This is a genomic window from Proteiniphilum acetatigenes DSM 18083 (assembly GCF_000380985.1).
GTDB classification, from domain to species: domain Bacteria; phylum Bacteroidota; class Bacteroidia; order Bacteroidales; family Dysgonomonadaceae; genus Proteiniphilum; species Proteiniphilum acetatigenes.
Map to the genome: position 1 here is coordinate 191,226 of NZ_KB905693.1, position 12,514 is coordinate 203,739.

Here is a 12,514-nt window from a genome sequence, read left to right on the forward strand (position 1 = left end):
CTAACAGATTTAATAAAAAAACATGAAATATTTTTGTTTTAGAAATTTATTTCTACCTTTGCATTTCAAAGTGCTTATTTAATAACAGTATTTAGTTGTGAGGTTTTTTCAGGAAACCGGATTCTAATTGATTAGAACCGGGATCGTGATTATTGTGAGGCTTGCCCGGTTTATCTCAATGTACCGGAGGGCTTTCCGTAGGACCTTAGTGTAAAAAAATTAATATTGACGTATGAAATCTTCAGAAGTTTTAGGTCTTCTAAAAAGGCGTTTTCCTAACGAGCCGGAATATCACCAGGCCGTGGAAGAAGTAGTGGAATCCATTGAGGATGTGTACAACGAGCATCCCGAGTTTGAAAAAGCAAACCTGATCGAGCGGTTGGTTATCCCCGATAAGATCCATTCTTTCCGTGTTACATGGGTCGATGATAAGGGCAATGTACAGACCAACATGGGTTACCGGGTACAGCATAACAATGCCATTGGGCCGTATAAAGGGGGAATTCGCTTTCACGCTTCGGTGTCGCCTTCTATTTTGAAATTCCTTGCTTTTGAACAGACATTCAAGAATGCACTTACTACATTGCCGATGGGTGGTGCCAAAGGTGGTTCCGACTTTTCACCACGCGGCAAGTCCGACGGGGAAGTGATGCGTTTCTGCCAGGCCTTTGTGGAGGGCCTATGGCGCGTGATCGGTCCCAATACTGATGTACCTGCCGGCGATATCGGCGTAGGTGGCCGTGAAGTGGGTTATATGTTTGGTAAGTACAAGAAGTTGGCCGAAGAATTCACCGGCACATTCACTGGGAAGGGGCGTGAATTTGGCGGATCGCTCATTCGTCCTGAAGCTACCGGCTACGGGAATGTCTATTTCCTGCTGGAAATGCTGAAAACCCAGAATATCGATATCAAAGGAAAAAAATGTTTGGTTTCCGGATCGGGGAACGTGGCCCAATATACCTGCGAGAAACTGTTGGAGTTAGGAGCTATTCCCGTCACCTTGTCCGATTCCGACGGTTATATCTATGATCCGGATGGCATCACGAAAGAGAAACTGGAATTTGTGATGGAACTGAAGAATCTCTATCGGGGACGCATCCGCGAATATGCAGAAGAATATGGATGTAAATATGTTCCCGGAGCACGTCCGTGGGGAGAAAAAGGAGATATCGCACTACCTTCGGCCACTCAGAACGAGATTGACCAGGCGGATGCTGAAGCGCTTGTAGAGAACGGTGTGATCGCTGTTTCCGAAGGAGCCAATATGCCAAGCACTCCTGAAGCTATCGCGGTTTTCCAGTCGAATAAAATATTGTATGCCCCCGGTAAGGCAGCAAATGCCGGTGGAGTGTCGGTGTCGGGATTGGAAATGACACAAAACTCAGAACGCTATAGTTGGTCGGCAGAACAAGTCGATGAAAAACTGAAATGGATCATGGCCAATATCCACGAAAATTGCATGAAATACGGTAAAGAAAGCGACGGTTACATTAACTACGTAAAAGGCGCCAATATCGCCGGTTTTATGAAAGTAGCCAAAGCGATGATGGGCCAGGGCATCTTGTAATATTTATACTTAATATAGAAAAAGCGGCTTTGGTCGCTTTTTTTGTGCTTTCAATTTATCTTCGCTCCACTTTCCGGGTCACAATCCAAACAAAAGGTGAGGGTTTCTCTAAAAGAATAAACCGGCTGTCAGCGTAAATATCAATCCGCAAAAAGCGATGATACTTTCCATTACAGTCCAGCTCTGCAGTGTTTGCTTTTCATTCATACCCAGGTATTTCCCTACCAGCCAGAATCCGCTATCGTTGACATGTGACAGCAAGGTGGCGCCTGAGGCAATGGCGATTACCACCAGTGCGCGTTGAGGATCGTTCAATCCGAATTCACTGATAATAGGAGCGATTATACTTGCTGCAGTGATCATTGCTACGGTAGCTGAACCCTGTGTTACCCGTACTACGGCTGCAATAAGCCATGCCAGCAGGATGGGTGGCAAAGGCGAGTTGGACATCGATTCTGCCATAACCTGTCCGATACCGCTATCTACCAATACTTGTTTCAATACACCACCAGCACCGGTAATCAGGATGATAATTCCCGCAGGCCCCAATGCTTTTGTACTTAAGTCGAGAATTTTCTGCTTGTCCATCCCTCTTTTTATGCACAAGAAATAGGTAGCAATAAGGGTGGCAATGATCAGTGCAGAAAAAGGATGTCCGATAAATTCCAGTACGTCGGTGAAGACCGATTTTCTCACAATTTCTTTCGAAACCGCTACAGTAGTAAATGTATTGAGGAGTATAAGTAGGAGTGGGATAGAGATGATAATCGCAATTAACCGGAATGAGGGATACGACTTTGTATCGAACTCCCTGGGAGTATCATCATCACTATAAGGAGGCATCAGGTGTATCTTTTTGGAGATATATTTTCCGAAGACAGGTCCTGCAATAATGGCTGTGGGAATTCCCAGAATAAATCCCATCAGAATAACCCATCCTAATTGGGCGTTGATAATATCAGCCACTGCTACCGGTCCGGGGGTAGGCGGAATGAAACTATGGGTAACCGCCAGACCAGCCAGCAAAGGTATGGCGTAATAGAGCAGCGAACGTTTGGTGTCGCGCGATAGGGCATACACAATAGGGACCAGAATGATAAACCCCACGTCGAAAAAGACAGGAATAGCGACAATAAAACCGGTCGTAACCATTGCCCATGGGGCTCTCTCTTTTCCAAACTTTCTTACCAAATAATCTGCCAGAGACTCAGCTCCTCCCGAACTTTCGAGCATCTGCCCGAAGATTGCTCCCAATCCGACTACTGTTGCTACAAAGCCAAGTGTCCCTGCCATCCCTTCCTGAATGGATTGGGTAATGTCGTTCAGCGGCATCCCTGAAACAATCCCTACATAAATGGAGGTGATCAGCAATGCAATAAATGCACTGATCTTGAGTTTCAAGACCATGAACAGAAGAATGGCTACTGCCGATAGGATGGTAAAGATTAAAAAGAGTGTCGACATGCTTGTCTGGTAGATTAAATAGATATCTGTAAAAAAGTTTGTTTATCAGTATGTCGGCCTTATATATCCTTGACGGTATGGACGTGCTGATAATTTTCTGGCACTGTCATTCCCCGAAATTGTATTTCCGGTAGCATCCCATTTCACTTCACTGGCCGTTTCATATGAGATCATCGCTAACTGTACTGCAGCAGTCGATTGGAAGGCATCCTCAACTTTACAGCTTACCAGATTTTTATCTTTCGTCCTTACTGCATGGATAAATTCGGCAAGATGCTTTTCCTGCATATCGGGTGTATCGATATCCATTACCTGCTGTTCCCGGTCTCTTCCCGCAGGTGTCAGTATCAGTTTATTGTCAGCAGCAAACAGAGTTGCTTTCTCTCCATAGAAAAATACGCCATTGTTGAATTGAGGATTCAGGTCTCCGGTACCCCAAAGCCTGTGTTGCCAGACAACCGGGCAATCTTTGAAATGCATGGTTGCCAAAAGGGTATCGGGTGTAGTTATTCTTCCTTTCAGCACATCGAGGCTCCCGGTAGCATGGATCGATTCAGGCATTTTGAAATCCATAATGGTACGGATAATATCTATATGATGGATACCCCAGTCCACCAGGTGACCATTGCCGTATTCTTTCTCCAGTCTCCAATTTCCGTGCCCGATGGATGGACTGTAGGGGAGTTTTGGGGCAGGACCGCACCATGCGTCCCAGTCCAGTGAAGAGGGTGGATCCTGCACAGTGGTATCTGCATTGCCCGGGTTGTAATGTATTTGTGCACCTATCTGTCGCACTCTGCCTATCTCTCCGGTTTGGATGAGTTCTCTGGCTTTTTGGAATGCTTTACTCTGACGACGTTGGAAACCGATCTGCACAATATTACCGGCCTTCCGTGCCGCTTCTATCATGGCTTTCCCTTCATCCACATCGTAAGCCAGCGGTTTTTCACAGTAGATAGGTAGTCCTTTCTTGCAGGTATCTATGAATTGCAGGGCATGCCAATGAGGAGGTGTTCCTATTAATATTGCATCCAACTCCGGCAGATTTAGCAACTCATGATAATCCTTAAACTCTTTTGGTTTTACTCCCTGTAATGTTTCCAGTTCGGTTGCACTATTTTTCAGATTGGCAGTATCCACGTCACAGATGGCAGCTATCTCCACTCCGCCTCCCTGCAATGCCGCTTTAGCGATCACCATACCGTACCATCCGCTTCCGATAAGTCCGATCTTTAAATTAGAGGTATCCTGTGCAAACAACGGTGAATGAAATCCTGTTGCTACTGCGGCTGTTGTCAGTGATGATTTTTTGATAAAGGTTCTTCTGTCCATATTGCTGAATTAAGAATCGGGTTAAGGAATATAATATCCTGAATAATGGATAGTTGTATTGTTAAAATCGTGCACTTTTTTTATTAACGTATGCTCCGGCAGAATGTTCAGTAATTAAAACAATTCTGTATACCCCTATTTTCTGCCAACAATAAGCCGAGGCAGCCGAATCCTACAAAGATATATAAATTAGCGAATCATAAATTTTTTTTATTCTGAGAATTGCGTTATTTTTGCAGCCTCAAAAGGATGGTCCGGTAGCTCAGCTGGATAGAGCAACAGCCTTCTAAGCTGTGGGTCGTGGGTTCGAATCCCGCCCGGATCACTTTAAAAATAAGGTACTTATCGATAATTTTCGGTGAGTACCTTTTTGTTTTTGGTCATACACAGTTCCCTGAATCAGGCTATCAGATTGCAGCAGAATTGTGTTTCGATCAATATCCGACAGAATCCGAGAATGGATATTTTGATGTAGAGATGTGTGTGCAAATTAGATAATTATTGAGAGTGTCCCACGAAACAGTGTCTCGCATCATGGGATATCACTCAACTAATCCAATGTTGTTATAACCGAAATCATTCCGGAATTGCTCTGTAAGATCGTAAATTCATTATCCAGATCTATTTTCGCAACCACATTTATTCTGTCTGACACCCGATGAGCTGCAAATAACACGCCACTCTCGGTAACTTCCATTATAGATATATTGACATAACCATTCAATGGTGACATATCTAAGTTGAAAACAGGTGTAGTGGCCCCATTTTCAATATTTATATGTGTCAGCGAGAAGGTTTCTTTATCGAAATTATATAATTTGTCATCAATTACAATGTTGGCCTCAACAGCGCAGAGTATTTCCCGGTATGAATCCATACTGGAGATATCAACCAATATGGCTGTACCTTCAAAAAAATAACTATACATAACTTTTCCTCCGACATAGAATACATTATACGAGGATGGTAAGTTGTCGCCAACAAATTTCAATTTTAACTCCTTAACCCTTTCGAACTGCCCATCTCTTAGTTTCATCAAAAAATATTTTCTGTCAGGGAAATGGATATATCCATCGAGTTCCTCGTCATATTCAGCCATATATTCGTATAGTGCCATTATATCCTCAGTACCGCTCCATACTAAATTACAAGCAGCGACAGCAACATCACTATACTTCTCTCTTATAATTGCAGGAATTGGTTCACCAATACTTCCGTCAGCACTCACGTATCTCATCCATTCACCGCCGGCACGGCCGTACAAGGCGTTTCCTTCCTTATCAATGCAAAAGCCCCACACTGACTCGCTCTCTACAGAAATTGGAGTAAAATTAATATGATTATTGGCAGTTATGGATATACGATGCAGAATGTTAGGGCATTCACCACTGCTCAGACATTTTGAAGACGAATAATAGAGATTGTCATACTTATCGAAGCATACGTTCAGAAAATCCCAATCTTGAAGAACAGGGATATATCTGAATCGTCGTTTATTCGTATTTGCATTGAAAATCATATCATTGTGTCCATCGACGATAGGGATATATTCTTGAGGAATCTCAAATGCCTTTCCATCCTTTTTTCGGACGAGATATCCCTCATAAGCATATAAATCATGAGGATCTTTAAATATTGCCATCAGATAATCTCGGGCATCATAAAGATAATGAGGTATTTTGTCTTGAATCGTCTTGCCTTTGTTATCGTAATACTCTACTTCATAAACCTGATCATTTTTGTCAGATGTTGATCTCAACGATGACGCGTTCTTAACACCATAAAGTTTTGAACTGGAATTTTGAGAAGAGATGTATAATAATTTTGCATCTTCGATATTCATACGAGTCAGTTTTCCGGCTTCTCCCTCGTTTTCAATATCATCCTTACAAGATATTGTTATCATGGATAAACTAAGTATCCAAACGAAATAGTAAAACGGTAAAGTCGTCCTCTCCATGTTGCTTATGTTATAAAATGGTTATTACGTAAATGATATAGATGTACTCGATCTGTGTGAATTGAGTATTGATTATTATGTTACTAGAACTATAAATCATGCAAATATAAATAATTAATATAAAGATTCAATAATCCTTCCCAATTACTTCTATCAATTTAGCAGAATCATCAATAAAGAACTAAATATATCTTTATCAATCCTGACAATTTTTATCTTATCGCAAGTTTGTGTTTTATCGAGAAATTGCATTTCTCCTGATGAGACCGCAAAGAAAATCTTTACCCACACAGAATTGGAAGGTATCTGCCAGATGATCCGGTTCGTGGATAGTATCGTATTGGTAAAGACAGGACATACGGAAATCAATGAAAGTTATCGTGCCTGTTTTGACAGATTGAACGCCGATATTATAATGTAAAGGGACTTACCCCCAAAAAAAGATGAAGGTCTATCCTAAACCCTGACATATACTTCCTCAAATGGAACTCTGTATCGCTCTCCCCAAATTCCGTCGTTGCCTTTCCTGATGCCACATGAAACCACCATATTGACCTCAGCACCATGAGGTAATTTTAATACTCTTTTCAAAACTTTACTATCGAATCCTTCTAACGGACAAGTATCATAACCTTCATTTGCCATAGCAATCATAAAAGTCTGGGCTGCCAATGCACAGGATTTGTGCACCACTACACGTATATCATTTTCCGACACTTCCCGGGTTATGGTTCGGAAGATTCCGATACCCTTTGTCAAAAGTACCCTGAACATCCCAAGTAAGCCGAAAAAACGTGCATAGAGAAGGGATACTATTTTTCCATAATACAATTCCCTGTCTTTGATACGTTTTGTCTGACGTTCTTTGGGGCTGTTTCGCCGGATATTCCCTCTTTCAAAGTCCAAAACAGACTTTGCTCTCTTGCGGTATAAATCCTGACGTGTAACGAAAACTACAATTTGCGAAGCTGTGGAAGTAGCGGTCTGGTCGAGGCAGGCTTTTGAAATTTTGGATAATAATTGCGGATCTGTGATGTGGTGAAATTCCCATAATTGCATATTAGAACTATTGGGAGCCAGCGTTGCCAATTCCAGACAATGTTTTACCTTGTCGGTATCGATGGGCTTTTCCTTGTCATAAATCCGTACAGAACGGCGAAAACGGAGTACTTCTTCTAAATTCATCTTGACTCAATATTATTGTTGTCCCGCAAATGCGGTTGTTATTAACAATACAAATATCCTGAATAAAAACAAAATGGAAGTATCTGAATCAACGTATTTTGTAACACAATCTCTGTTTATGTGCCTGGATTATTATTGGTATTTCATTCATTGCGCGTATTATGGGTTCAGTGCTCAACAAAGTGAAAAATTTATTCCATCAGCTCTTTTTCTGCAACTTATTTAAAGTCTCCTCAATCATCTCCATTCGTTTTTTGACCTTTTCAGCTGCCGCATCAAGTGTGTATCCCTCATCTATCATTTCCTTAATGAGTAGCATCTTTTTTATGTTCTCATAATTATAACGTCTGTTTTTGCCTTCTACTTCTGTAAGGCTTTTGATGATCCCTTTGTCCTCCCAATAGCGAATTTGACGGGTTGGAATATTGGTTATTTGTGAGACTTCACCGATACCTACAACCAATTTATCTAAAAAATCAAAGTCAAACGAGAGTTCTTTATTTGCTTCTGATTTCCTCATTTTGTAAATTATCTGCGATTAATGTTGCAAATGTAGAAAAATAGTTTTTACTTTGCAATTGTAAGTTAATTACAATAATTGTAGATAATAGTCAATCACAGTATGAAAAAAGTAATTTTAATTTTTAGTAGTTTATTAATTATGACAAATATGATGACAATAAGAGCAGACAATCTGGATATCATCAAGAATGAACGGATTTCTATAAGTGAAATGCAACCCTATCTGGATATATTCAGTAAAACCATTAAAATCCCGACAGGCTATCAATTCCATTCGGTCAGTAAAGTTAAGGCTGATAATGTTGCGGCTTATCTATTCCGGTTTGAAAAGGATGTAAACAAGGGTTTGATGGGTGAACACTATTCCTTTATAGTTTCCGAAAATGAGAGACAGATCTTAGGTTTTACGAACATGGATGTCAGGTATTCCAACTTGAATATGCTTTCTAAATCCGAGACAGAGAAGATAGCAAGGGACTTTCTTTTAAAGTTGGACGGAACTCTCGCAAATGATCTAAAAAATTTATGGATAGAAAGGCACGATGAGGAAATCCTTGTGGATGGGGAAAAAACCATTTTGGCAGGTATGAAGTATAAGTGCTATCGTTCTTCCAGGAACGACTACACTTGGGTAATCGTTGGGTTTGACGGTTCCATCATTACCTTTGAACGCAATATAAGATGGAATACAATTGAGCATAAACGCTTTACAGAGAAGTGGTTGCATGATAGCTGGGTTTTGGAGAACACTTGACCGCAGAAGAATTTATTAATGAGTAAGGATTTTTTAAAATGACATAGCGGTTTGTGGTTCTTGTAGCCACACCGCTATGCCTGGTAAACAGTTCCGCGAACGTCGGCCTGGCCGACGTCAAACCCATTGTAGACCGTTGTTTTATTTTGTCTGTTTGGTGTTTATTTTTTTAAAGTTGATAATAATTCGTCCAACTGCTCTAATCCCATTGTCATACCCTCTTTAAAGCCCATTTCTATGATTTTTTCAAGATCGGCAAGTGTATCGAAAGTAAGTATCATATCGACCTGCACTTTGTTTTCTTTCGGAATAAAGTTGTTCTCCCATAAATTTTGAGGGAATGCAGGATCCATTGTTCCGTTTTCATCACAAAATCCGTCTTTTGCAGTAAATGATTTTTCTTTCTCGATAGTAATGTACGAAGCCTTACTCCAATGCTTTTCCCCTTCGGGGCCTACCATTGCATAATGCCAAAATCCACCTTCCCGGAAATCCATTGTTTTGGTTTCTGCTCTCCAGGGTTTCGGTCCCCACCACCGGTCAAGCAATTCGGCTGTGGTCCATGCTTTCCAAACCAATTCGAGATCGGCATCAAATTCACGTTTTATGTGAATGTTTTTGTTTTCCTTATTCACGGAAAAATCGAATAAAAGATTGTTGTTCATTTTTGCTGGTTTTTAAATGTTACTAATAAATTGTCAAGTTGGTCGAAACGGGTTTCCCAAATTTTACGGAACTGCTCCAACCATTTATCTATTTCTTTCATTTTTTCTATTTCAAGTTGATAATAGATTTCTCTGCCCTTCTGCTCCGGTTTTACCAGTTCGCACTCTGCCAAAATCCGTAGATGTTTGGATACCGCTTGTCGGGTTATGTCGAAGTGTTCGGCAATGGCATTGGGTGTCATTGCCTGTAAAGCAATTAGGGTGATGATTGCCCGTCTTGTCGGGTCTGCAATCGCTTGAAAAATATCTCGTCTGATCTCCATTATGCAATTATTTGGTTGCAAATATAAGTGCAACTTTTTGGTTTCGCAAATTTTTCTGTGATTTTTTTAAGAAGTCGAAGATAAATGTTGGAATTGTCTGTCTGGCAGATCGTCCTAAAATGACCGCTGGTTTTTTTGTGTTTGTAGGATGTGCTTTTTATTCTCTTGTAAATATAAACTGCCCTCCACCTTGTTTCAGTAACATTGTTTTATCTGTCGGATTAAATTCTAAAACCAGATTTGCCTGGTCAAATCTGAACTTATCTTTTTCTGTTGCTTCAAGTGGAAAGGAAGGCTGCCCCGTACCTTGTGCGATAAGTGTTTTATTCTCTTTGGTTATCGTTACTTTTAACGGAATCTGTGCTGACGAATAAACACCCAAATACTTGTCCAAATCTTCAGCACTCACCTCATAAGTGGAAAATTCAGGAATATCATAAGGTTTGTCGCAAACAGCACTTAAAACCGCAATGGATATGTTATTATTATTATAGTTCGTTCCGTTTGAGGTCAGAGCATAGGAAATATTTCCATCCGGAAAATGTGAAAATACCGAGCTGAATCCATCTATACCTCCTGTATGACCGTAGCCGATCTTGTCGTAAAAAGGAATTTGAAACAATCCCATTCCGTATTGGTCTTTAAACGTTGTCATTATTTCAAGACTTTCTTTGTGTAAGAGTTTTCCTTCGAATAATGCATTGCTGAATTTTACCAGGTCGCTTGGTGTGGAGACAATGCCTCCTGCACCCAGGGGAATGGAAATATCCGTTTCGGGTTCAGTATTCCATGTTTCCAGATATCTGTATGATTTACTCTCTTTTTTAGAAGTATCTATCTTTCCTCCCAAATAAGTGTTTTCCAGCCCTAAAGGTTGGGTAATATATTCTTTCAATAATTCGGCATACGATTTTTTGAAACACTTTTCAAGAATGTAGGTCAAAAGTACATAGTTCGAGTTGCTGTATTGTGATTGGGTATCCGGTGCAAAATCGCTACCTGATTTAGCAATAATTCCTACCATTTCTTTTTCTGTCCTCGGTTGGGTGTTCCAGGTCAGATACTCTTTGTCATTGGTAAAATTATGTATTCCACTTCGATGGTTGAGTAAATGCTGTATGGTTATTTTCTCAGCATTTTTGATAGTTGGAAAATACTTGTCAATTGTTTGATTTAATCCCAGTTTCTTATCTTCCACAGCTTTCAAGACCAAAACTGCTGTAAAAGTTTTTGATATTGAACCAATTCTGTATTTTGTATTTTCGTCTGCCTTGATATTATTCTCAAAATCCAAAAATCCTATGGATTTTGCATAAATGATTTTTCCATTCCGGGAAACGGCCACACTTCCCATAAATTTATTGTTTGCTTCAAGAGCATTAAAGTAGTTATCCAATTTGGTTTCGTCAAAGTTCTGAGCAAGGCCAACCTGGTATAAAATACCGATAAGCAGTGTCGTAAAGAATATCCTTTTCATTCAGGTTATTGTTATTGGGTTCCTATAAATCTCAGTAAAGATAACAGTTTTATAGTTTGTTCACCCAATAAACTGAAAAACTTATTTTGTCCTTCTTCTTGCAGCATCTTTTTTTGCTTTTCTAAGCCTTAAATAAAGATATAAACCAAAAATTAGAATAAGTGAAGCAATATGGATGTACCGTTTTACCTCGCGACTGACATTGATATCGGTAAATCCGATGCTTCGTGCATGTCCGTCTCTTCCCGAACTGACAATTTTGCCCTGGTCGCGTCCGGATTCCCTTGAATTCGAGATGCTGTCATTCATCTGTTTAGCATGTTTGGCATAGCTTTTATTTGCGTGATTTTCAATGGTGCGATTTCCATTCTCTTGGTTTCTGACCGTGAGACTTCCACCCGACTGATTACCGGTTTCGTGATGATTATCCCGCCTTTCCACGGTTAGTGACTTCCCTTGCCCGGTATGTTGGGGCGTGATAATAGTGGCAGTTTTATTGTCCGTCCTTCTGTTTGTTTCTGTATTTGCCGATACTTCAACCGCTTGTGCTGGTCTTGAACCTCCACGTGGATTGAGCATTCCGCCCACCTGTATTCCCATTGCATGAATAAACAGGAGAGCATAGAAAGGGTATGACCATTTTTGGAGTCTTTTCCACTTTACATTTCCCATACGTTTGTGTATCGAGTCGAAAGAGGTTACCCAAAGCGGTATGAACAAAACGAGCAATACAATGCCAAGTACAAAACTGAAATTACTTATTCCGGCACCCAACTCGTTGGTAACATTCGTATTTGCCATGTATTCCGCATTATTTGTGAAATACCTGAGCGAATTGGGGAAAGTGCCGGTCACGCGAATAAGGGCATGAGTGAGTACAGGAAAGCCTGATATGATAGAAAGCTCCTTACGGATCTTTAGAAGTTTTTTTACCCATAGAATTCCGGGATTTAGCGCTCCTGCATACATGACAATGATCAGTATGGGAAATGCGAATGTGCCAAAATGGATATAATCTCTTAAAATACCTCCCAGAAACGGGATCTGGCTAAAACTAAACATCTCAATTCCGAATAACCGGCATACAAAGGGAATGGCTACCATAGCGAAAGGTATTGCCAGGACGATGTAGTATATTGTTGCATGCTTTTTTATTGATTTTGACAATAATACAGCTAACAAGGTAAATATAGCAAGGGAGGTGAGCAAGGGTGCAGTTGAATTCAAAAACTGAATAAAATCAATGAAAAATTTAATCATACAAA

General features: G+C 40.4%; 11 protein-coding genes and 1 tRNA gene. 3 read left to right on the forward strand and 9 right to left on the reverse strand.

Annotated features, from left to right (window positions below; all coding sequences use genetic code 11):
- The first annotated feature begins 232 nt into the window (after positions 1 to 232).
- Positions 233 to 1,567 (forward strand): NADP-specific glutamate dehydrogenase, encoded by a 1,335-nt coding sequence (locus F597_RS0102830; protein ID WP_019538196.1) that lies wholly within the window; start codon positions 233 to 235, stop codon positions 1,565 to 1,567.
- A 108-nt stretch (positions 1,568 to 1,675) separates the two neighbouring features.
- Here the strand turns inward: F597_RS0102830 and F597_RS0102835 are convergent, their stop codons facing one another.
- Positions 1,676 to 3,031, reverse strand: a complete 1,356-nt coding sequence (locus F597_RS0102835; RefSeq protein WP_019538197.1) for a GntT/GntP/DsdX family permease — start codon at positions 3,029 to 3,031, stop codon at positions 1,676 to 1,678.
- A gap of 45 nt (positions 3,032 to 3,076) precedes the next feature.
- Positions 3,077 to 4,363 carry a Gfo/Idh/MocA family protein gene (locus tag F597_RS0102840; protein ID WP_019538198.1) on the reverse strand — a complete coding sequence of 429 codons (1,287 nt, stop codon included), beginning with the start codon at positions 4,361 to 4,363 and terminating at the stop codon, positions 3,077 to 3,079.
- 251 nt (positions 4,364 to 4,614) lie between these two features.
- On the opposite strand from F597_RS0102840, the gene F597_RS0102845 reads away from it, so the two are divergent.
- Positions 4,615 to 4,688: transfer RNA gene (locus tag F597_RS0102845), tRNA-Arg, on the forward strand.
- Between the two features lie 225 nt (positions 4,689 to 4,913).
- Here the strand turns inward: F597_RS0102845 and F597_RS0102850 are convergent.
- From F597_RS0102850 to F597_RS0102865, 3 genes are all read right to left on the reverse strand, one after another.
- Positions 4,914 to 6,206: a hypothetical protein gene (locus tag F597_RS0102850; protein ID WP_139224069.1), complete on the reverse strand. Its 1,293-nt coding sequence runs from the start codon at positions 6,204 to 6,206 to the stop codon at positions 4,914 to 4,916.
- A gap of 573 nt (positions 6,207 to 6,779) precedes the next feature.
- Positions 6,780 to 7,508: a nitroreductase family protein gene (locus F597_RS0102860; protein ID WP_019538201.1), complete on the reverse strand. Its 729-nt coding sequence runs from the start codon at positions 7,506 to 7,508 to the stop codon at positions 6,780 to 6,782.
- Positions 7,509 to 7,707: 199 nt separating this feature from the next.
- Complete coding sequence (locus F597_RS0102865; protein WP_019538202.1) at positions 7,708 to 8,028, reverse strand: MerR family transcriptional regulator; 321 nt, start codon at positions 8,026 to 8,028, stop codon at positions 7,708 to 7,710.
- A gap of 150 nt (positions 8,029 to 8,178) precedes the next feature.
- Between F597_RS0102865 and F597_RS0102870 the strand changes: the two genes are divergently transcribed.
- The gene (locus F597_RS0102870; RefSeq protein ID WP_221406087.1) at positions 8,179 to 8,784 is read left to right on the forward strand and encodes a hypothetical protein; all 606 of its coding nucleotides are present in this window, start codon (positions 8,179 to 8,181) and stop codon (positions 8,782 to 8,784) included.
- 161 nt (positions 8,785 to 8,945) lie between these two features.
- Here the strand turns inward: F597_RS0102870 and F597_RS0102875 are convergent, their stop codons facing one another.
- The 4 genes from F597_RS0102875 to F597_RS0102890 all read right to left on the reverse strand — a co-directional run bounded on the left by F597_RS0102875 (position 8,946) and on the right by F597_RS0102890 (position 12,509).
- Positions 8,946 to 9,449: an SRPBCC family protein gene (locus F597_RS0102875; RefSeq protein WP_019538204.1), complete on the reverse strand. Its 504-nt coding sequence runs from the start codon at positions 9,447 to 9,449 to the stop codon at positions 8,946 to 8,948.
- Entirely contained in the window at positions 9,446 to 9,772 is a 327-nt protein-coding gene (locus F597_RS0102880; protein WP_019538205.1) for an ArsR/SmtB family transcription factor, read from the reverse strand. The genes F597_RS0102875 and F597_RS0102880 overlap by 4 nt, the downstream gene beginning before the upstream one ends.
- A 157-nt stretch (positions 9,773 to 9,929) precedes the next feature.
- Positions 9,930 to 11,249 (reverse strand): serine hydrolase domain-containing protein, encoded by a 1,320-nt coding sequence (locus tag F597_RS0102885; RefSeq protein ID WP_019538206.1) that lies wholly within the window; start codon positions 11,247 to 11,249, stop codon positions 9,930 to 9,932.
- A gap of 81 nt (positions 11,250 to 11,330) precedes the next feature.
- Entirely contained in the window at positions 11,331 to 12,509 is a 1,179-nt protein-coding gene (locus F597_RS0102890) for a ferric reductase-like transmembrane domain-containing protein (RefSeq protein ID WP_019538207.1), read from the reverse strand.
- Between the last annotated feature and the right edge of the window lie 5 nt (positions 12,510 to 12,514).